Origin of the sequence: Aestuariivirga sp., assembly GCF_965227715.1 — a bacterium.
Classification (GTDB): domain Bacteria; phylum Pseudomonadota; class Alphaproteobacteria; order Rhizobiales; family Aestuariivirgaceae; genus Aestuariivirga.
This window is the reverse complement of record NZ_OZ245771.1, coordinates 454,881-475,712: the sequence shown is the minus strand read 5'-3', so window position 1 is coordinate 475,712 and position 20,832 is coordinate 454,881. Positions and strand designations below refer to the sequence as shown.

Here is a 20,832-nt window from a genome sequence, read left to right as displayed (position 1 = left end):
ATTCAACCCCAGCAACCCCTTAGGCTAGCTTATGCCCAGCGTTTGGATCAAATCGCCCCTGGCCATTCTGGCTGAGAAAGGCGGAGGCATCGTCGTGCGCAACGGCCGCATCGCGGAGCTGCTGACGCTGGGGCAAGCGCCGTTTTCCCCCGTCGATCAGGTGTTTGACGCATCCAACCACGTCGTTCTGCCGGGCCTCATCAACACGCATCATCACTTTTACCAGACCCTCACCAGGGCGCACCCCCAGGCCATCAACAAGAAGCTGTTCGACTGGCTGAAGGCGCTCTACCCCGTGTGGGCGCGGCTGACGCCCGATGCGATGCGGATCGGAACCCGGCTGGCGCTGACCGAGCTTTTGATGTCCGGCGTCACCACCACGTCAGATCACCACTATGTGTACACGCCGGGCCTCGAGGATGCGATGGACATCCAGGTTGAGGAGGCGCGGCACCTCGGCATGCGCATGACAGTGACGCGGGGGTCGATGAATCTGTCCGAAAAGGATGGGGGCCTTCCGCCCGACTCCGTGGTGCAGGATGAAGACGAGATCCTGGCCGATTGCGAGCGGGTGATCGGCAAATATCATGAGCGCGGCGAGGGTGCGATAATCCAGGTCGCACTCGCCCCATGCTCGCCCTTCAGCGTCACCAAATCCCTGATGTGCGCCTGTGGCGCCTTGGCAGAAAAGCATGATTGCCGCCTGCACACCCACCTGGCCGAAACGCAGGATGAGGATGCCTATTGCCGCTCCGCCTTCGGCATGGGGCCGGTGGACTATCTTGAAGATGTGGGCTGGCTCAACGCCCGCACCTGGCTTGCCCATGGCATTCACTTCTCGGAGCGTGACGTTGCAAGGCTCGGGCAGCATGGCGTGGGCGTGTGCCATTGCCCCACCTCCAACATGGTGCTGGCCTCGGGCCAGTGCCGTACGCGCGAGTTAGAGGCCGCGGGAGCGCCTGTGGGCCTCGGCGTTGACGGTTCCGCCTCGAATGACGCCTCCAACCTGATGGAAGGGGTGCGCCATGCCCTCATGATCAACCGCCTGACCTATGATGCCTCCGTCTCCCATCTGGACGCGCTGCGCTGGGCCACCAAAGGCTCCGCCCGCTGCCTCGGCCGGGACGATATTGGCGAAATCGCTGTGGGGAAACAGGCGGACCTCGCCATGTTCACGCTGGACGAGCTGCGCTTTTCCGGCGCGGGCGACCCAATTGCGGCGCTCGTCCTCTGCGGTGCGCACCGCGCAGATCGGGTGATGATCGCCGGTGATTGGCGCGTGGTGAATGGGATGCCGGTGGGGATCGACATTGCCGAACTTCGGGCCCAGCATGGGGCAGCGGCACTTGCGTTTCTGTAAGGGGGAGGGGCGACGTCTTGGATATCGCGGCGGAATACAACAACCGGGCGATGGTGCCGGATCACGCGAAGATCATCGCCCGCTGGCACGCAGACGCCGCAGCCTATCGCGAGAAGCACCCGGGCGAACTTGATATTGTCTATGGTGCCCGCCCCCGGAACCGCTTCGACTATTTTCCAGGCCGCGGCGGTGGCGGGCAGGGGGCACTGATCGTCTATATCCATGGTGGCTATTGGCGGAGTTTCGACAAGCCGGTCTTCAGCCATGTGGCAGGACCCGCCAATGCGGCAGGCTTTGACGTGGCGGTGCCGGGATACACGCTCTGCCCCGAAGTGACGGTCAGTGACATCATTGACGATTTGCGGCAGTGCTGCCTGTTTCTCGGGCAGCGATACGGGCGCCGTCTGGTCGTCACCGGCCATTCCGCAGGCGGTCACCTGGCAGCCGCCATGGCGGCAACCGACTGGCAGCTCTACGGGGCAAGGCCTGACCTGATCCAGGCTTGCCTGTCTATCAGCGGCATCTTCGACCTCCGGCCTTTGATGGCAACCCCCTTCAATGACGATTTGCGGCTGACGGCCGTGGAGGCCGCCACTGCGAGCCCCTTGCTCTGGCCCATGCCGAATCGGATGCCCTTCGAAAGCTGGGTGGGTGCCGAGGAAAGCTTTGAATTCCGCCGCCAGGCGCGCTCCCTCGCCGCTGCCTGGCAGGGGCTGGGCCTTCCCTGCCGCTATGAAGAATGTCCGGGGGAGAACCACTTCAGCATAGGGGACATGCCGTCGCGGGCAGATGCGCCGATGACGGAGCGTCTTCTGGCCCTCGCGCGGGCCTGAAACGCCGAATTGCACTCATGAAAACTATTCACTGGTAATCCCGGGCCGGGAACTCCAGCTTCGGAAACGTGTTCTGGTGGACGTTCATCAGGCGAGGCAAGACCCTGCGCGAAACCATTCCACTCCGGCTTTCGTATCCACCAAAACGAAGCCGCCCGAAAATCGCCGTGAATACCCCCTCCACATTCGGGGCGAAGCACCTATATAATTGGTCTCATGCCGAAGCAGCCCAACAAAGACGGAAATCAGACAGGGGTCATCACCCGGACCGAGGCGAAGACCAAGAAGCCTTCGCTCTACAAGGTGCTGCTGCTCAACGACGACTACACGCCGATGGAATTCGTCGTGCACGTTTTGGAGCGGTTCTTTGGCAAGGGACGCGACGAGGCCACCCGCATCATGCTCCATGTTCACCAGAAGGGCGTGGGCATCTGTGGCGTATACACGTTTGAAGTGGCGGAAACGAAGGTGACCCAGGTCATGGACTTCGCCCGCAACAATATGCATCCCCTGCAGTGCACGATGGAAAAGGAATAGGCCAATGCCGACATTCTCCCGCAGTCTTGAAAAGGCGCTGCACCGCGCCCTGGCACTGGCAAATGAACGCCGCCACGAATACGCAACGCTCGAGCACCTGCTGCTCTCGCTGACGGACGACAAGGACGCCGCCGCCGTGATGAAGGCCTGCAACGTCGACCTTGACGTTCTGCGCCGCAGCCTGACCAATTACATCGACAATGAGCTGGGCCAGATGATTTCGGCCGAGCGCGAGGATTCAAAGCCCACGGCCGGATTCCAGCGCGTGATCCAGCGTGCCGTCATCCACGTCCAGTCCTCCGGCCGGGAAGAAGTGACGGGCGCCAATGTGCTGGTCGCGATCTTCGCCGAGCGCGAAAGCCATGCCGCCTATTTCCTGCAGGAGCAGGACATGACCCGCTATGATGCCGTCAACTATATCTCCCACGGCATCGCCAAGCGGGCTGGCTTGTCCGAAACCCGCCCCGTGCGCGGCGTCGACCAGGACCAGCAGGGCCCTGGCCCCACGGATGGCGAAGACGGCGGCGCGAAGAAGAAGGGCGACGGTGACGCGCTCGACGCCTATTGCATCAACCTCAACAAGAAGGCCGGCGAGGGCAAGATCGACCCGCTGATCGGGCGCGAGCCCGAGGTGCGCCGCACGATCCAGATCCTCTGCCGCCGCCAGAAGAACAACCCGCTCTTCGTGGGTGATCCGGGCGTGGGCAAGACGGCGATTGCCGAAGGCCTGGCCCGCAAGATCATCAACGGCGATGTGCCGGAGGTGCTGCTCAACTGCACGGTCTACCAGCTGGATATGGGTGCGCTGCTTGCCGGCACGCGCTACCGTGGTGATTTCGAAGAGCGGCTGAAAGCGGTGGTGAAGGAGATCGAGGCCCGTCCCGGCGCCATCATGTTCATTGACGAGATCCACACGGTGATCGGCGCAGGTGCTACCTCCGGCGGTTCTATGGATGCCTCGAACCTGTTGAAGCCGGCACTTGCCAACGGCGCGCTGCGCTGCATTGGTTCGACGACCTACAAGGAATACCGCCAGCATTTCGAGAAGGACCGGGCCCTCGTCCGCCGCTTCCAGAAGATCGACGTGAATGAGCCCTCGATCCCGGATGCGATCGAAATCCTGAAGGGCCTCAAGCCCTATTACGAGGAGTTCCACAAGGTCCGCTACACTGATGACGCGATTGAAACCGCCGTGCAGCTCTCGGCCCGCTACATGGCGGACCGGAAGCTTCCCGATAAGGCGATCGACGTGATCGACGAGACGGGCGCATCCCAGATGCTGCTGGCCGAGGACAAGCGCCACAAGGTGATCGGCGTTCCGGAAATCGAGGCAACCATTGCCACCATGGCCCGCATTCCCGCCAAGACGGTGTCGAAGGATGACGCCACGGTTCTGAAGAACCTCGATGCTGAACTGAAGCGCATGGTGTTCGGACAGGACAAGGCCATCGAGGCGTTGGCCGCCGCCATCAAGCTGGCGCGTGCAGGTCTTCGTGAGCCTGAGAAGCCCATCGGCTGCTATCTCTTCTCCGGCCCCACGGGTGTCGGCAAGACGGAAGTGGCCAAGCGGCTGGCGGAAGTCCTCGGCGTCAACATGCTGCGCTTCGACATGTCGGAATACATGGAGCGGCACTCGGTCTCGCGCCTGATCGGCGCCCCTCCGGGCTATGTCGGCTTTGACCAGGGCGGCCTGTTGACGGATGGCATCGACCAGCATCCTTATTCGGTGCTGCTGCTCGATGAAATCGAGAAGGCCCATCCGGACCTTTTCAACATCCTCCTGCAGGTGATGGACCACGGCAAGCTGACGGATCATAACGGCAAGTCGGTCGACTTCCGTAACGTCATCCTGATCATGACCACCAATGCCGGCGCGCAGGACATGGCGCGCGAAGCGATCGGCTTCGGCAACAGCGTCCGCCTGGGCGACGATGCCGAGGCGATCCAGCGTCTGTTCACGCCGGAATTCCGCAACCGTCTCGATGCCGTCATTCCCTTCGGCCACCTGCCGCCTGTTGTGGTGCGCAAGGTGGTGGAGAAGTTCGTGCTGCAGCTCGAAGCCCAGCTTGCCGAGCGGCAGGTCAACATCGAGCTCTCGTCGGAGGCCGCGGATTGGCTGGCCCGCAAGGGTTATGACCAGCAGATGGGCGCGCGCCCGCTGTCCCGCATCATCCAGGAACACGTCAAGAAACCGCTGGCGGAAGAGGTGCTCTTCGGCAAGCTCGCCAAGGGCGGCACGGTCCGCATCCTGCTCAAGGGTGACGAGCTGCACTTCGAGTATCTGAGCCGGGATGAGGAAACGGCACTTCCCGGCCGGCCCGAACGCAAGGCCCTTCCACGTGCCTCTGCGGCAGGCGAGGACGAGGGGGCCAAACCGGAGAAGAAGGCCGTCAAGCGCAAGCCCAAGGCCAAGTCCGAATAGTCCCGCTTTTCGGCACTGCGACGTCAAACGACAAAAAACCGGCAAACTGCTCAATTGCAGTTGCCGGTTTTCTTGTTATTGTAGCTGCCAGAAGAACAAGGGCCGGAATGGCCCGTCGGGAGAGAATGCGTGGCGGAAGCTGCAGCGAAGGTGAACACTGACCGCCCGGTGGCGGTGCGTGTAACGGATCTTCACAAGAAATTCGGCCAGCTCGAAGTGCTGAAGGGCGTTTCGCTCACGGCGCGCGAAGGCGACGTCGTGTCAATGATCGGTGCCTCCGGCTCCGGCAAATCCACCTTCCTCAGATGCATCAACTTCCTTGAGATGCCGACGGCTGGTGGCATTGAAGTCACGGGCGAGCAGGTCTCGCTTTCCCGCCACAAGGATGGCGACCTCCACCCCTCTGACCGCCGCCAGCTGGAGCGCATAAGAACCAGGCTCGGCATGGTGTTCCAGAGCTTCAATCTCTGGCAGCACATGACGGTGCTGCAGAATGTCATCGAAGCGCCCGTGCATGTGCTGGGCGTGCCCAAGGCGGAAGCGATCGACAGGGCCGAGAAGCTGCTTAACAAGGTGGGACTCTTCGACAAGCGGGATCAGTATCCCGCTTTTTTGTCAGGTGGGCAGCAGCAGCGCGCGGCAATCGCCAGGGCACTCTGCATGGAGCCCAAGGTCATGCTGTTCGATGAGCCGACGTCAGCGCTGGACCCGGAACTGGTGGGCGAAGTGCTGAAGGTGATCCGCGATCTGGCGGATGAAGGCCGCACCATGATCCTGGTCACGCATGAGATGAAGTTCGCACGCAGTGTCTCAAGCCACGTGATCTACCTCTACAAGGGCATGATCGAGGAGGAGGGGCCGCCGGCACAGGTTTTCGGCACGCCGAAGAGCGACCGCTGCCGGCAGTTCGTCTCATCAAGCAATGCCTGATCGATAAAGTGAATTTACAAGCCGGGCCATGAAACGCCCGCACAACAGGGAGCAGAAACATGAAACTCAATCGCCGTATCGCAATAGCAGCGGCCGCCATTGCCATGATGGCGGGCGCCTCCACTGCCGCCATGGCCGACATCAAGTTCGGCGTCGCGGCAGAACCTTACGCGCCCTACAGCTCGAAGGATGCTTCGGGCAAGTGGGTCGGCTGGGAGATCGACCTGATGAACGCGCTCTGCGCCCAGATGAACGAGAAGTGCGAGCTCGTGGAAGTGGCGTGGGACGGCATCATTCCTGCCCTCACTTCGAAGCAGATCGACGTGATCTTCTCCTCCATGTCGATCACCGACGAGCGCAAGAAGACCATCGATTTCTCGGACATGTATTACAACACGCCCTCTAACCTTATCGGCCAGAAGGACGGTGACACGGACATCACCCCCGCCCATCTGAAGGGCAAGGTTCTGGGTGTGCAGGTCTCGACAACACATGAGCGTTACGCGCAGAAATATTTCGGCGCCGCCGGTGCTGAGGTGAAGACCTACTCCACCCAGGACGAAGCCAACAATGATCTGGCCGCCGGCCGCCTCGATTACGTGCAGGCGGATTCGACGGCACTCGATGCCTTCCTCAAGTCTGACCAGGGCAAGCAGTGCTGCGAGCTCAAAGGCACCGTGCCGGAAGATGACGCCGTGCTGGGCTTCGGCGTGGGTGCCGGTGTCCGCCAGGAAGACACGGCGCTTAAGGAAAAAATCAACGCCGCCATCGCGGAACTTGCCAAGCAGAAGAAGTTCACGGAAATCACGGTGAACTACCCTGAGCTTCAGGGCATCCTGGTTACGCCTGAGAACAAGCCGTAAGCTTAACGCGGAGCCTGCGCGCCTGTTGGCGCGCGGGCTTCTTCTCGCAGGGCGATCATGGCGGGCAAACCGGGTTTTCCAGAAATCCTGTCTTTCGGACCTACGGGCTATGGCGATGAGTTGCTGTGGGGCGCCTGCATCAGCCTCTCGATCGCACTTCTCGCCTATGCGCTGGGCCTGATGATCGGCATGATCGGCGCCATCTGCAAGCTGCAGGGCAGCACGCTCACCCGCTCCATCATGGAAGGCTACACCACGCTGGTGCGCGCCGTTCCGGAGCTGATCCTCATCCTCATTCTCTATTATGCGGGCACCGCAACGCTCAACCGGCTGCTGGAGAGCTCTGGCTTCGAAGCGATTGCCATCAACGGGTTCACGGCGGCCGTCCTGGTGCTGGGCTTCGTGCAGGGTGCTTATTCAACAGAAGTGCTGCGCGCCGCGATCCAGGCCATTCCCACGGGCCAGATGGAGGCCGCGCGCGCCTATGGCATGTCGCCGTGGCTCATCTTCCGCCGCATCACCGTTCCCTCAATGTTGCCCTATGCCATTCCGGGTCTCGCCAATCTCTGGCTTATCGTCACCAAGGACACAGCCCTGATCGCCGTCGTCGGCTACACCGAATTGGCGCTGGCCACGCGCCAGGCGGCGGGCAACACTAAAATGTATTTCACCTTCTTCCTGTCTGCGGGGCTGATCTACCTCATCATCACGCTGGTGTCGCAAAAGGGCTTCGCCATGCTGGAGCGGCGCATGCGCCGTGGCCAGCGGAAGCTTGTGTGAGGGCCGCGATGACTGGCTTCGACATCTTCAAGCTCATTGCCAAGGCGATCGTCGTCCTTATCCTCGTCGCCATTCTCACAGGCCTTATCTACTGGCTGCTGGCGGCCTCTCAATGGGGCTGGATGGCAACCTATTATCCGCTGTTGATCCGTGGCCTGTGGCTCACGCTGCTGCTGTGGGTCCTTTCCTGCGTGATCGGCATGCTCTTCGCCATCCCGATCGGCCTCGTGCAGGTCACGGGCCCTAGCTGGCTCGCCGCCATCGCCCGGGGCTTCTGCACGGTAATCCGCGGCACGCCGTTGCTCCTCCAGCTCTGGCTGATCTACTACGGGCTTGGTTCGCTGTTTCCGCAGATCGGCATGGTCTTTCCGGATTTCCGGAAGGATTTCATGTGGCTCATCCGGCTTGATGCCTTCTGGTATGCGCTGCTGGCCTTCACGCTGAGTTTCGCCGGGTACGAAGGCGAGATCATGCGCGGCGCCTTCCTGGGCGTACCGCGTGGTGAGCTCGAAGCGGCGCGCGCCTTCGGGATGTCACCGTGGAAAGTGCTGACGCGCGTCTGGTTCCCGCGCGCCGTGCGTCTCGTCCTGCCCACGCTCGCGGGCGAGGTTGTGCTCCAGCTCAAGGCAACACCTCTCGCAATGACGGTCACCGTGATGGATCTCGCAGGCGTGGTCCGGAACCGCATCACGCAGGATACATTCATCGTCTATGAGCCCCTCATGGTGCTCGCCGTTATCTATATGTGCCTGACCTTCCTAACGGTCTGGGCCTTCAAATTCATCGAAAAGAAAGTGCCCCAGAAGCGATGATCGAAGATCTCCTCAAGAAGCACCTGCCGGAGCTGACGGCGATCCGCCATGACCTCCATGCCCACCCGGAAATGCTGTTCCAGGAGGAGCGTACCGCAAAGATCGTGGCGGAAGAGCTGGCGCGGCTGGACTTCAAGGTGACCACGGGCATCGCCAAGACGGGCGTCGTCGGCACCATCAGCAATGGCGCATCGGGCCGCGCCATCGGCATCCGCGCGGATATGGATGCGCTTCCAATCAGCGAACAGACGAACCTTCCCTATGCCTCGAAATATCCCGGCAAGATGCATGCCTGCGGGCATGACGGCCACACCACCATGCTGCTGGGCCTCGCCCGCTATCTGTCGGAAACCCGCAACTTCGATGGCACGGTGCACCTGATCTTCCAGCCTTCGGAGGAAGACGAGGGCGGGGCGATGAAGATGATCGAAGATGGTCTCTTCAAGCGCTTCCCCTGTGACAGTATCTTCGCGCTCCACAATCTGCCCGGCGAGGCCGAAGGCCAGATCCTGGTGAGGCCGGGCCCCATCACGGCCTCCTGTGACGTTCTCACCATCGTCATGCAAGGTGTCGGCGGCCATGGCGCGGTGCCGCAGAAGGCCGTGGACCCGATCGTCGCGGCCTCAAGCTTGGTGATGGCACTGCAAACGATCGTGTCCCGCAACATCGATCCGCATGACCCGGCCGTGCTGACGGTCGGTGCCATCAATGGCGGCTCGATGGCCACCGTCATTCCCGAATCCGTCAAGCTTCTGGTCGGCATCCGTACGGTGACGAAGCCGGTGCGGGACGTGATCCTGAGCCGAATTCAGGATCTCTCGACTGCCCATGCCAAATCTTTCGGCTGCACCGCGGATGTGCAGATGGGGGTGGACAGCTGGAGTTATCCCGCAGGCTTCAATACGCCTGCCGAAGCCGCCCTGGTGCGCGATGTGGCGCTTGAGCTGGGGCAGGACCCCGCAAAGGTCGATATGCGCGGCCCCTTCATGTTCTCGGAGGATTTCTCCGCCATGCAGGAGATCGTCCCCTCCTGCTATTTCGGCCTTGGGGCAGGGCCGGGGCCGATGCTTCACGACCCCGGCTATAACTTCAACGATGCGCTTCTGGTGAAGGGGCCCGCCTTCTGGGCGCGCCTTGTCGAGAAGGCGCTGCCTCAGGCATAGGGTCCTTCAAGCCCAAGCGCGCGCATCTGCGTGGCATAGGCGTTGAAGCTCTTCACCAGTGCCGCGCCGTGCCGCGCGATCAGCGCCTGGCGCCGCTCATCCGTTGTTGCTGTTGCAAGCGCGCCCCAGATCGCTGCCATGGCTTCGGCATATGCCCTCGCGCGGCGGACCTTCTCCTCATTTCCCAGGGCCCGCGCCAGGGTGAGGGCCGAACACTTGCCCACACCTGCCACTGTCATTGCTCCGCCCACGGAATAACCCTCCGGCAGGTCACCCTTGAGGTTCACGACCTCCCGGTGGCGGATGGCGGAGATGATCTGGTCCACGGCCTGCTTCGCACCTTCCACGCGGGACACATGCTCAGTATCCGCCGCCGCATGCGGCAGAAGCTCAACCCTGCCCGGGTATTTTTCAGCAAGAGGAAGATAAGGCACCATCGGGCCCGACTGCGCACCCGTCTCGGAATGGACGAACAGGTCCGCATCGATCGCCGCGTGCCGCACCTTGCCGGCCGCCATCGCCGCATCGAGTGCTGCCGCGTCCACGCACTCGCCACGGTCATAGTTGAGCAGAATTGAGCCATCGTTCAGTTCCGCCAGCACGGAAGCGCTGACCACATTCGCATTGGCGAACTTGCCCGTGGCCGCATTGAGAGGCCCAAGCCCCGTGTGGACGGACAGCACATCCGCGCCCTTCGCCGCCGCTTCAGGCGTTGCGGCAAAAACGAATCCCTCGGATTCGATCCAGTCCTTGTGCCGCGGCCTCGCATGGATGGCGACGCTCATGCCGAAGGCCTGCGCCAGCTTGGCCACTTCGCGCCCGATATTGCCATAGCCGATGATGCCGATGCGCTTACCCTCGATCTTCTCGGTCGGGAACTTCGCGAGGTCGCGGCCGGTGTCGAACTGGCCCGAAGCCGTCAGCCGGTGCAGTTCGTCTACATCCAGATCCGGAAGCACCTTCAGCAGCGCCTTGAAGGCCATCTGCGCCGTGGCGCGGCTGTTGAAGGAAGGCGTATTCATGAGAGGGGCCGTTCCGCCCTCGCCATTTCCGCCACCCCAGGAGGAAGACCCCATATTGCCCGTGCCGGCGCCAATACGCACGCCGCCTTCGGGGAACACGGATTCCTTCGGCAGGAAGGTTGCCGCGGCAATCACCGCATCATACTGGCCCCTGTCGGTGAGCGGCCGGATCTCGTCGGGCTTCGAAAGCTGCGGCTGGTAGAAGAAGTGGATCTTTCCAGCCTCCAATTGAGCCTCGTCCTCCAGGGGCCCTTCATGGAAAAGACCTCCTCGCGCTTCCACATGGGTCTTGACCTCGGAATGGTCGGGCTTCCCATCGGCCCCGAATTTGAGGCCCACATGGTCGCATACCAGCACCTTGTAAGCCCGCGCGGCATCATCCTTCCGCTCGCTGCCGTCAACGTGTGGCGGAGCCGGGAAGGTAACGCCGAGCTTCGCAAGTTCCTCCTCCACAACCACGATGCGCGCGCGGTGATAGGCGTATTTCAGATTGTCGAGCAGCGCAGTGATGTCTTCAACCGGCCGGATGCCGCCGATCCAGGCGCGGTAGTCCCCCGGCGTTCCGGGAAAAGCATTGATGTAGCGCGCCGTGTCGAGGCCCTGTTCATAAACGCCATTGGGGTGGGTGATGCCATCATAGGAGAGGAGCTGCTTCGAACGCGCAATGATGCGCGCATGAAGGCCGGCGTCCGTGATCGCGGCGTCCTTAACCTTGATCAGCGTGACGGCGGCGCCCCGGTGCTCAGGGCTGGTGACACCCAGCTCGAACAGCGATGAATTGCTCATCCATTCATTGATCGCCGCGCGGTTCTGCTCCGAGCGCCGGTTCATCTCCTTGACGGGTCCGATCTTCCGCTCCACCCGGAGAAGCCCGAATGTGGTCTCGGCAAAGGCGAGGGTGGAGAAGGTGTTGATGACACCGCCCACCATCTTGTTCTCTTCCGGGTCATAGATCGGTCCCAGCTTCACCGTGCGCTCTCCGGTGAGCGGCATCTTGGGGTCAACGGGTGCCGCCAGCTTCAGCTGCCGGGGAATGGCCCAGGAGGGCCGCTTCTGGTTCTCTTCCACAAGCGCCAGTGCTTCAGGCGTGAAGGACACGAGGAAATAGCCCGAGATGCCGCCAATCGCCTTCTGAAAGGGCATGAACAGGCAGCACTTGGACATCACCTGCGCCACCACATCCTCGCCCCAGGGCATGGCCCCCAACATGGAGGTGGCATCCAGCACTGCGTGATGTTCGGCCGGGTTGCGGTCGATCCAGTCCAGGAGATTCAGAATATCGGCGCGGGAATAGGTGGTGGCCCCAGTCGTCTCATGGCCCACGCCGAAGAACACCTTGATCCCCATGCGCTCCAGCATGTCGGAGGAGGGGATGGCGCCTTCAGCCTTGGCAAAATGAACCCGGGCCTCATCGCCATTCCTGGCATAGCGCATCATCTCGATGATCTGCGCACCCCAGCTCTGGCGGAAGAAGCCAGACGCTTTCGCAAGCTCTGACTCTGGGGCTGGCGTATCAACATAGACGTGCTGCGCATCATCATTGACAGTCAGGAAATGCAGCGCGCAGACGGTGAAGCCCGAATGGCCGCCGCCCAGCCCCACTGCCAGCCTGTTCTGCTTGGGAAACCCGAAATAGCGGTGGATCTCGCGCATCATGTCGAGCAGGAACTTGTCCGCCGGATATCCCCGGTGCATGGAGCGGCTGATTTCGGCGGCCGTGAAGCAGCCGATGTCACGGCCGGTGTCATCGAGCTTCCGGTAGGTTTGCTCGAGCCAGTGTTCGAATTCAAAGCGGATCTGCCGGCTCTCCGCCTCATCCTCCGCCATGTCGGTGATGGGACCGACGCCAAAGAACGGGTTCCGGGTGCGCGGCGGCGGCCCTCCGGCCGTGGCCCGGATCGACTCGTCCCTCACTGCCTTCAACTGCTCGAGTGCCGACATATGCCCAAACCTCCTGGGGGAAGGCCGCAGGCTAGTCGAGTTCTGGAAACGGCATGCCGCCTAAAAACGTCACTTCCGGCAAGCTTGCGCCGCAACGGTTTGTTCCAGCCAAATGCATGCGCCGCCCTAGGGCTGACGGAACGTCATGCCGCTGGTTGTTGGACCTCTGTATTTTGGTCGTGTGGTACTTACTTTGGCCAAACCGCCAATTGTCAGGCGACAATCACAAATCTGCTGCAAAATCTGATAGTTAAAAACAATTTGATAAAACCTGAGTATATGAGACTATCACTTCATTGAGCCGGAATTCAGCGGAAGTAATTGGCGTGAAGCGTCTCTGGGTTGATCTATCCGGCATCGTCCTTTCCACGGCCGCCATCGCCGCTCTTTATGTTGCGGCATCGGCGATCGTCTATCTTGTCTTCCGGCCCTTGCAAGCCATCTTTCTGCCGGGCATCAGCGACTACGCCAGCCTCATTTTCCTGCCGCACGGCGTTCGTGTGTTCGCGACCATCGTGCTCAGGTCGCGCGCCATTCCGGGGTTGTTCCTCGGCGCCCTGGTGTCGAACAGCCTGCTCTGGGGCGTCACGGATCCTGCCATCCTCATTTCCCAGGCAGTCATCGCCGGCGCCACCAGCTGGCTGGTTTTCGAAGCGCTATATGCTCTCCGTATAAACCCCTACTATTTGTCCTCCACGGCCCAAGTGCCTCCGCTTCACACCATCCTGCTTGCCGGCCTGTTCTGCTCCTTCGCCAATGGCTTCCTGATGACGGCGGTCCTCGAGCACACAACCGAAGTCCAGCACATCACCCTGACCATGGCGACCTTCTCGGTGGGAGACATGATTGGCCTCATGGTGAGCTGGGTCATCACATTTATTGGCTTGAAATTTTTTACGGAACTCTCAAAATAAAGGTAACTTTGAATCTGCTATGGAAGGCGGACAATGAAGACGTCGACCGACTTGCTGTTGCGCGTTCAAAGGCTCCTTGGCAGTCTTGGTTCAGGGTTGGATAACCTTGATGAAATCTCGCGCGAGATGCTGCTTCACGTGTCGGAAGCGCAGAGCAATGGGCAGTCCGTACGCGTGTCGAACATCTGCCGGATTGATCGCTTTGGCAGCTTTCCCACCGCCCATCGCCGGCTGAAGAGACTGCTCGAATTGGGTTTGGTTCAATCAGACCTTCACCCGGATGATGCGCGTGTCCAGGTCCTGTCGCTGACGCCGAAGTCCAGGCGCCAGATCAATCGGATCGCCGAGCAGATCCGCCTTACGATCTCCTGCTAAGGCTCCGTGCCAGCCCTCAGTCGATAAGCTTCTGCAGCAGGCTGTTGTTGGCCGTCAGCCGCTCTGCCAGCAGGGAGACAATGGCACGGTGAAGTGCCGTGGCAATGTGCGGGTCGCGCTCCTCCATCTCGCGGAGTTTTTCCGCGCTCAGCACATAGGCGTGAGTAACCCGGTCCGCGATTGCGGAGGCGTTGCGCGGCTGTTTCAGATACATGCCGATCTCGCCGATCATGGTGCCGAACGTCATGGACCGCAGGCGCATTGAGCGGCCATCCGGAAAGGTCAGGCGCACCGTAACCCGGCCCGATTCGATGAACACGATCTCGTCAGGGGGGCCACCCTGCCTGACCAGATAGTCACCGGGGTTGAAGCTGCGCGGCTGCAGATAGGCCATGAATGCCGAAAGCGGCGTGTCCGCCGGCAGCACCTGCTGGATGCGGTCCCAGATCGACGTATGCGCCGTCAGATCGGCATCCGCGGCGCCACGGAGAATTTCTTCCTCGCAATGCTCAAGCGCCATGTCCAGGTCACTGAAGGCGATCATGCGTGTGGTGCCGGAATCGAGCCCCGCCATCTTTGCCTGCGCCTCGATTGACGCATTCATCCGCGTCAGCAGCAATTGGCACGCATTGCGTTCGCAGAAGGTGCGGATCTTGGAGAAGGCGAGCATGGCGGAGGAATCGCTGGCGGGCACGTCGCGAAAATCGAGCAGCAGGTAGCGCAGCGGCACGGGGCCGGGGTGAGTGATGATGTGCTGTATCTTGTTCAGCACGGAATAGGCCGTTCCGAAGAAGATGAAGCCTTCAAGCTTGATGACCCTGATGGAGTTGCCTTGTTGGCGCAGCACGTCGAGCGCGGCTGGGCTGCGTTCCACATTGCTGTGGTAATCAGCACCGCTCAGTTCCTGGCGGATCACCCGCACCCGGCTGTAGCTCAGAACGAAGATCGCGGTCGCAACCGAAACGCCCACCGCCACACCCGGTATGATGCCGGCAATGCCGATCACCGCCACGATCAGCGCCACGATGATGAAATCCGGCAGCGGCAGCTTGCGCCAGCCGTCATAAAGCCATTCAATCAGCAGTGCCGTGCCCATGGAGAACAGCAGCCCGCCGAGGATCGCCTTCGGCATGAAGGCGAGAAGCGAGCTGCCGGCCAGCAACGTGATGAGGCACAGGGCAGCCGCCGTCAGCCCGATCACGCGGCTGTTGGCACCCATGCGGTATCCCAGGAGGGAGGCGGACAGCGCATGAAACCCAACAGCACCCCCCAAAGCCCCGGATGCCATATTGGCAAGGCCCGTCACCCGCAATTCGTGATTGATGTCGAGATCGCTGCGCGTCGCCAGTTCCAGCCCGCTGGCATTGAGGAGAAGCGCCACGATGCTCACCAGCACGATTGCCGCAAAAGTCGGAATCTGGCCGAGCACCGAAATCCAGTCTTGCGCCGCCAGCCTGGACCATGGCGGCAAGGCCAGCGCGCTGTGTTCGGGGAAGGGGCCAAGCAGAAGGCCTGCCGCCTGTGCGTCCCCGATGTGAATGCCCGCCGCGGTGAGTGCGAGGTCATAAAGAATCACGGCTCCCACCAGCAGCCCCGGCACCAGCAGCGGGTGGCTGTAGCGCCTGAGCAGCAAGGTCAGCAGCAGCCCGAAGGCGAGGCCAGGCACCCAGCGCGCCAGGCGCATCGGCTCCATCAGCTGCTCGAAGCTCAAGCCCCCAGGGTCCGCGCCGGTCAGCACGGGGCCTGCACCCATCACGATGAGCAGGCCGGAGCCCGCCAGGAAGCCGCCGATCACCGGAAAGGGAATGAAGCGCACCAGCGCCCCCAGCCGGAAGCGCCCGAGGCCATAGAACACGGCCCCCGTGGTGAAGGCCGCCACATTCACGCAGGCCAGCACCAGGAGAATGATCACCTCCGGCGCCACATGCCCGCGCATATTGGCAGCGAGCGTGGTGGCCATAACACCGGTGATCACCGCCGGCCCATCCTGCACCTGGGCCACGGCGCCAGGGTAGGTGCTGAGCAACGCCACCAGCGCCCCCAGCACGGCTCCACCGATCAGGATCACCTCGAGTGCGGGTGCCACACCACCTGTCAGCCCCGCCGGCATCACCAGCACCACCATCCCGGCGGAGCCCAGTACAGTCCGGATGCCGGCAATGAGCCCCGCGGAAAGGCTGGTCACAAGCAACGACTTGCGAAAATCCATCGCGCGCGCGTGCATGGGGGGTGATCTGCCGCTAGACGTGGGAATCAAGCATGAACAAACCTAACGCATTTAGTCCGAAACCGCGAATGCGCAGACGGGCAGCAGCGTAAGGGCCGTTGTCTCGTGTTCGGTCAGTTAGGTCTCCGGACCTGTCAATGCTGTGCAGAATTTCTCGTTCAGTCAATGGCCGCTGAGCACGAGTGTCCTGATCGGCAGCATGAGTGCCTGTACGCGCAGGATTGCCGCATGAACCAGCGCAACGGCATCCACTCCGTGCAGGCCAATACGGGTGAACAGGCCCAGGTCTTCCGTCTCGAGGCGGTCATGGTTGTTCGTGTAGGCATTGACGATGCAGCTGCTGCCCGGGCTCACTCCGTCCAGCCCTCCCTCATAGAGCGGCTCAAGGGAGACCAGAATCGTTCCCGGTGCTGCTGCCTGCGCGGCGTCGATCAATTGCTCTCCAGCCCGGATCTGGCCCGCCGCGATATAGTCCTGAACGCTCGTCACCACCATCGGAATGATGACCAGCGGCATTGAAACACACGTTGCCTCCGCTGCCATTCCAACTTTCATCACTTGAGCCTCGATCTGCCCAAAGCCGGCCTGCAGCGTGTTTCGCCCCGCTCCCTCGGGGATCAGAATTCCCGCCGCCCGCATGAACGGGTTCACGATATCGCCGACCCGCAGCACGAACTGCTCGATGTGGCCACTGACGCCGGCGTAGACAGTCCGCTTATCCAGATCGACCTGCGCCTTCTGCAATTCAGCTTCGGCACTCGCCTTCTGCGCCGGAAGCAAGGTGGTCAAGCGGGTTTCCACAGCCTTCTGCTGGCCTTCGGCGGCGGCGACCTGGCCTCGGGCACTCGCCTGGGCCGTCTCCAGCCGCTCGATTTCCCGTGGAGCGACCGCGGCTGACTTCCTGTCTAGCAGACCCTGCTTCACCCGCAACTCGTCCTCAACCTGTTTCAGAGCGCCAAGCGCCTGCTGAACCTTGCCGCTCTCGGCGGCGATGTCGGCTGCCGCCATCACCATCTCGGCATCCACCTCAGCAACGCGGCGCTGGGCGACGGCGAAGGCGGCCTGCTGCTCCGCATCGTCAAGCCGAAAGATGGGCTTGCCCTTTTCAATCTTGCCGCTGAATCCCACGTAGATTTCGCTTACCCGCCCGCTCGCCTCCGGCAAAATCGGGATTGAACGATAGAAACTGCTCGCACTTGTGGTGGTGGGGTGGAAGTAGAAGATGACGGTGATCAGCAATGTCGTTAGCATCAGGCACAGCGTGATCCCCCAGCGAAGCTCGTACCACACCGAGTAGAGCGTGATCTCACGCCCGATTCGCTTGCCCTGCACAAAGCGCCGGAAGAGGTAGTCGGGAAGGATGGTCAGGAACGAGCAAAGGATGATCTCCAGCATCGCCTAACCCTCCACATCATCTCTAGGACGCGGCCGCGTGAAATCCGCAGCAGGGTTTGGCGGATCGCCTGCGAATAGCCGCGGCGGTTCCGCGTGAACAGGCCTGTCAGTTTCAGCGATTTTCTCGGAAGATGCCGCGATGCGGCGCAGCGGCGAGAGGAAATCCGGCAAGTCGATGAGAGCCAGAAGCAGACCCACGATCCAGAACGCATGCTGGTGTGTGAACAGCGACAATAGCCCCAGAACAGCGACGACCTCGAACTGCAATTTCTTGTGACCCATGCGTTCTGGCAGAGAATGCAGCCAGAAGAACAGGACGCCGATCAGCAATACGGCGAGAAGGACAAGGACAACTGTGAAGTTCATCAGCACGTCGGTGCTGCCGGGCGGCGTTATGAACCAGGGAAGGGAATGGGGAGCAGCGGGGTTGAGGGTAAGTGCCATCAGGTGTTCCCTCTGCAATGCTGACCGACTTCGTCTTATTCAGAGTCTTACATGTGTTGTCCATGGGCCGCAAGGTGGGCATTCAGGCCCTAATCTCGTCGCCATGCGAAATCACGTTGACCAGCTACAAGATTAAGTCCGGGCACATGGCCCGGCCGCACTGATGCCGGGCCAGCTCAGTGGAGTTCGCCGGTGTCTGCGTCGAAGATGATGGAGGCGAGTGTGACGTGCCGCGGGCGTTCAAGAGCAAAGATGATGGTTTCAACGACGTCGCGGTTCGTAACCGCGGAACCGGCATCGCGCGCGACGTCCCACGCAGGATCAAGGGGCGACAGATCCTGGATGTCGGGCGGGAAGACGGCTTGCACGCGCACCTGGCCGCCTTTCAGCTCCTGCCTGAGGCCATCGCTCATCGCTGACTGCGCTTGCTTGCTGACGGTAAAAGCCACCGAGGCCGTCCGCAGCCGGGCGTTGGGAAGGCCGGAGGTCGAGACGATAGTCATGATGTCGCCAGCCCCCGATTTCTCCAGCAGCGGGATCAGTCCGCGCGTAAGAAGCATTGTACCGGTTACATTGGCAGCGATGGTCTGGCTGATGGCAAGTGCGTCATGGTCTGTCATGCGGCCTGGCAGCCATTGCGCGGCATTGTTGATTAGAATGTCGAGCGGGCGGCCTTCATCGCGCAGCTGCTTGGCGAATAGCGTCACTGCCGACACATCCGCCATGTCGAGCAGGTGTACCTGCGGCTTGCGGCCGGTGCGATGCAGGATCGACTCCGCGAGCCCGCTCAGGTTCTCGCGGCTGCGTCCGGTGAGCAGCAGGTCTGCTCCCTTATCCGCCAGCACCACAGCGAGGGCCGCACCCAGGCCCCGGCCGGCACCCGTGATGATGACCCGTTTGCCGCTGAAAGCAATTGCCTTTCCCTCAGTCAACAGATGTCAGCTCCCTTCAGGCACATGCGACAGCGGCGATGATAGGCACCATCCGGTGCTGCTGTCCAACCCGGCTCATTCGTGCCTGTCCAGCCAGTGGTGGTTCACTGGCTCAGAGGTAAGGTCGTTTTTCAGCGGAGCCCATCTCCGGATCTGAAGGAGGGCGTGGCAGCCGCTGCAGGATCAAGCAGCCACTCGAGCGAGCCGGACGGCGTTCTCCTGTCCGCTCGCCGGCAGTATGATTCCAATCAAAGCCGCTTCTCGAAACAGCCCATCAGCCACGCTATGTCTTTGAGTTAATTGGTGAGCCCGGCGGGGTACGATCCCGCGACCCTCTGATTAAAAGTCAGATGCTCTACCGCTGAGCTACGGGCCCACGGCCGGGGTTGCCCGGCGGAAGCCGGCGGAACATAGTGGGGGGTGGATGGCGGGTCAACAGAATAACAGGGGTGCGGCTATCGCCTCTGGCAGTGGGACATGCTACCGGACACCGGGTGGAAATGAGCAGTTCGGCAAGGGGTGGGATGACCGGAGTAGCCATTATCGTTCTCGCCGCGGGCAAGGGCACGCGGATGAAATCAGCCTTGCCCAAGGTCATGCACCGGGCGGCCGGGCGCAGCCTGCTGGCCCATGTGCTGCATGCGGCCGCTCCGCTGTCCCCGGCGGAGGCGGTCGTGGTGGTCGGGCCGGAGATGGAAACGGTCGCAGCGGAAGCGCGGAGCGTGTTCCCCCAGGCGCGGCTTGCCGTTCAGGCAGACCGGCTGGGCACGGGGCATGCGGTTTCAATGGCGCGGGCGGAGATTGAGGCCTTCCGGGGCACGGTTCTCGTGCTCTATGGCGATGTGCCGCTGATCAGCACTGGCAGCCTCTCGCGCCTGGTGGCATTGGCCGGAGACGGCATGGCGGTTCTCGGCTTCGAAGCCCAGGACCCCCACGGCTATGGCCGCCTCATCCAGGACTCCGAAGGCCATGTCATCGCCATCCGGGAGGAACTCGATGCCAGCCCGGCGGAGCGCCTGATCCGGCTGTGCAACTCCGGCATCATTGCCATCGCGTCTGATCTCCTCTGGCAGCTCCTCCCACAAATCGGCAACGCCAATGCCAAAGGCGAATATTACCTAACCGATCTGGTGGAACTCGCAGCGAACGCCGGTGCCCACTGCCGCCTGGCGCACTGCCCCGAGGCGGAGGTTGCAGGCGTCAATGACCGGGTGCAGCTTGCCGCCATCGAGGCGGGCCTCCAGCAGGCCTACCGCCGCCGCCACATGTTGAATGGCGCAACCCTCACGGCGCCCGAATCCGTGTTCTTCGCGGCAGACACGGTGATCGGCCAGGACGTGACCATCGAGCCCCATGTGGTGTTCGGCCCCGGTGTGACGGTGGAAGACGGGGTTGAGATCCTCTCCTTCTCACACCTTGAAGGCGCGGTGATCGGGCAGGGCGCGCGGATCGGCCCCTATGCGCGGCTCAGGCCCGGGGCTGACATTGGCGCCGAGGCCCACATCGGCAATTTCGTCGAGGTCAAGAAATCCGTGATCGGCAAGGGCGCGAAGGCCAATCACCTGACCTATATTGGAGATGCCCGGGTGGGTGCGAAAACCAACATCGGCGCCGGCACCATCACCTGCAATTACGATGGCTATGAGAAGCATGTGACTGACATCGGCGCGAATGTCTTCGTGGGCTCCAACACGGCCCTCGTTGCGCCGGTGAAGGTGGGCGACGGCGCATCGATTGCGGCGGGAACCGTCGTCACCCGCAATGTCCCGGCAGATGCTCTGGCGATTGCCAGGGCCGAACTCGATCTCCGCGAAGGCTGGGCCGCGCGCTACCGTGAAATCAAGGCAGCCAAGAAGGCGGCCCGCAGGAAGTAGGATTAGGT

General features: G+C 62.0%; 17 protein-coding genes and 1 tRNA gene. 12 read left to right on the top strand and 6 right to left on the bottom strand.

Annotated elements, in window-relative coordinates; translation table 11 throughout:
* The first annotated feature begins 31 nt into the window (after positions 1 to 31).
* The 9 genes from ACO06F_RS02240 to ACO06F_RS02200 all read left to right on the top strand — a co-directional run bounded on the left by ACO06F_RS02240 (position 32) and on the right by ACO06F_RS02200 (position 9,700).
* Positions 32 to 1,360 (top strand): 8-oxoguanine deaminase, encoded by a 1,329-nt coding sequence (locus tag ACO06F_RS02240; protein WP_421695075.1) that lies wholly within the window; start codon positions 32 to 34, stop codon positions 1,358 to 1,360.
* 17 nt (positions 1,361 to 1,377) lie between these two features.
* Positions 1,378 to 2,193, top strand: coding sequence for an alpha/beta hydrolase (locus ACO06F_RS02235; RefSeq protein WP_421695074.1), 816 nt, complete (start codon positions 1,378 to 1,380; stop codon positions 2,191 to 2,193).
* A gap of 216 nt (positions 2,194 to 2,409) precedes the next feature.
* Entirely contained in the window at positions 2,410 to 2,730 is a 321-nt protein-coding gene (gene clpS, locus ACO06F_RS02230; protein WP_421695073.1) for an ATP-dependent Clp protease adapter ClpS, read from the top strand.
* Positions 2,731 to 2,734: 4 nt separating this feature from the next.
* Positions 2,735 to 5,152, top strand: coding sequence for an ATP-dependent Clp protease ATP-binding subunit ClpA (clpA, locus tag ACO06F_RS02225; protein WP_421695072.1), 2,418 nt, complete (start codon positions 2,735 to 2,737; stop codon positions 5,150 to 5,152).
* Between the two features lie 150 nt (positions 5,153 to 5,302).
* Positions 5,303 to 6,082, top strand: coding sequence for an ABC transporter ATP-binding protein (locus ACO06F_RS02220; RefSeq protein ID WP_421696603.1), 780 nt, complete (start codon positions 5,303 to 5,305; stop codon positions 6,080 to 6,082).
* Positions 6,083 to 6,141: 59 nt separating this feature from the next.
* Entirely contained in the window at positions 6,142 to 6,945 is an 804-nt protein-coding gene (locus ACO06F_RS02215; RefSeq protein WP_421695071.1) for a transporter substrate-binding domain-containing protein, read from the top strand.
* 57 nt (positions 6,946 to 7,002) lie between these two features.
* Complete coding sequence (locus tag ACO06F_RS02210; RefSeq protein WP_421695070.1) at positions 7,003 to 7,725, top strand: ABC transporter permease; 723 nt, start codon at positions 7,003 to 7,005, stop codon at positions 7,723 to 7,725.
* A gap of 8 nt (positions 7,726 to 7,733) precedes the next feature.
* Positions 7,734 to 8,537, top strand: a complete 804-nt coding sequence (locus ACO06F_RS02205) for an ABC transporter permease (protein ID WP_421695069.1) — start codon at positions 7,734 to 7,736, stop codon at positions 8,535 to 8,537.
* Positions 8,534 to 9,700, top strand: a complete 1,167-nt coding sequence (locus ACO06F_RS02200; RefSeq protein ID WP_421695068.1) for a M20 aminoacylase family protein — start codon at positions 8,534 to 8,536, stop codon at positions 9,698 to 9,700. The genes ACO06F_RS02205 and ACO06F_RS02200 overlap by 4 nt, the downstream gene beginning before the upstream one ends.
* On the opposite strand, the gene ACO06F_RS02195 is transcribed toward ACO06F_RS02200, so the two are convergent.
* Positions 9,691 to 12,663, bottom strand: coding sequence for an NAD(P)-dependent oxidoreductase (locus tag ACO06F_RS02195; protein ID WP_421695067.1), 2,973 nt, complete (start codon positions 12,661 to 12,663; stop codon positions 9,691 to 9,693). The genes ACO06F_RS02200 and ACO06F_RS02195 overlap by 10 nt on opposite strands.
* Positions 12,664 to 12,989: 326 nt before the next feature.
* Here ACO06F_RS02195 and ACO06F_RS02190 point away from each other — a divergent pair, with 326 nt between their 5' ends.
* Complete coding sequence (locus ACO06F_RS02190; protein WP_421695066.1) at positions 12,990 to 13,577, top strand: hypothetical protein; 588 nt, start codon at positions 12,990 to 12,992, stop codon at positions 13,575 to 13,577.
* A gap of 33 nt (positions 13,578 to 13,610) precedes the next feature.
* On the top strand, positions 13,611 to 13,952 hold the full coding sequence (locus tag ACO06F_RS02185) for a hypothetical protein (protein ID WP_421695065.1): 342 nt from the start codon (positions 13,611 to 13,613) through the stop codon (positions 13,950 to 13,952).
* A 16-nt stretch (positions 13,953 to 13,968) separates the two neighbouring features.
* Here the strand turns inward: ACO06F_RS02185 and ACO06F_RS02180 are convergent, their stop codons facing one another.
* The 5 genes from ACO06F_RS02180 to ACO06F_RS02160 all read right to left on the bottom strand — a co-directional run bounded on the left by ACO06F_RS02180 (position 13,969) and on the right by ACO06F_RS02160 (position 19,326).
* On the bottom strand, positions 13,969 to 16,137 hold the full coding sequence (locus ACO06F_RS02180) for an SLC26A/SulP transporter family protein (protein WP_421695064.1): 2,169 nt from the start codon (positions 16,135 to 16,137) through the stop codon (positions 13,969 to 13,971).
* A 204-nt stretch (positions 16,138 to 16,341) separates the two neighbouring features.
* Positions 16,342 to 17,574, bottom strand: coding sequence for an HlyD family secretion protein (locus tag ACO06F_RS02175; RefSeq protein WP_421695063.1), 1,233 nt, complete (start codon positions 17,572 to 17,574; stop codon positions 16,342 to 16,344).
* A 3-nt stretch (positions 17,575 to 17,577) separates the two neighbouring features.
* Positions 17,578 to 18,018 (bottom strand): hypothetical protein, encoded by a 441-nt coding sequence (locus tag ACO06F_RS02170; protein WP_421695062.1) that lies wholly within the window; start codon positions 18,016 to 18,018, stop codon positions 17,578 to 17,580.
* Positions 18,019 to 18,194: 176 nt separating this feature from the next.
* Positions 18,195 to 18,950: an SDR family NAD(P)-dependent oxidoreductase gene (locus tag ACO06F_RS02165; protein WP_421695061.1), complete on the bottom strand. Its 756-nt coding sequence runs from the start codon at positions 18,948 to 18,950 to the stop codon at positions 18,195 to 18,197.
* A gap of 301 nt (positions 18,951 to 19,251) precedes the next feature.
* Positions 19,252 to 19,326: transfer RNA gene (locus tag ACO06F_RS02160), tRNA-Lys, on the bottom strand.
* 148 nt (positions 19,327 to 19,474) lie between these two features.
* Between ACO06F_RS02160 and glmU the strand changes: the two genes are divergently transcribed.
* On the top strand, positions 19,475 to 20,824 hold the full coding sequence (glmU, locus tag ACO06F_RS02155) for a bifunctional UDP-N-acetylglucosamine diphosphorylase/glucosamine-1-phosphate N-acetyltransferase GlmU (RefSeq protein ID WP_421695060.1): 1,350 nt from the start codon (positions 19,475 to 19,477) through the stop codon (positions 20,822 to 20,824).
* Positions 20,825 to 20,832 lie beyond the last annotated feature (8 nt).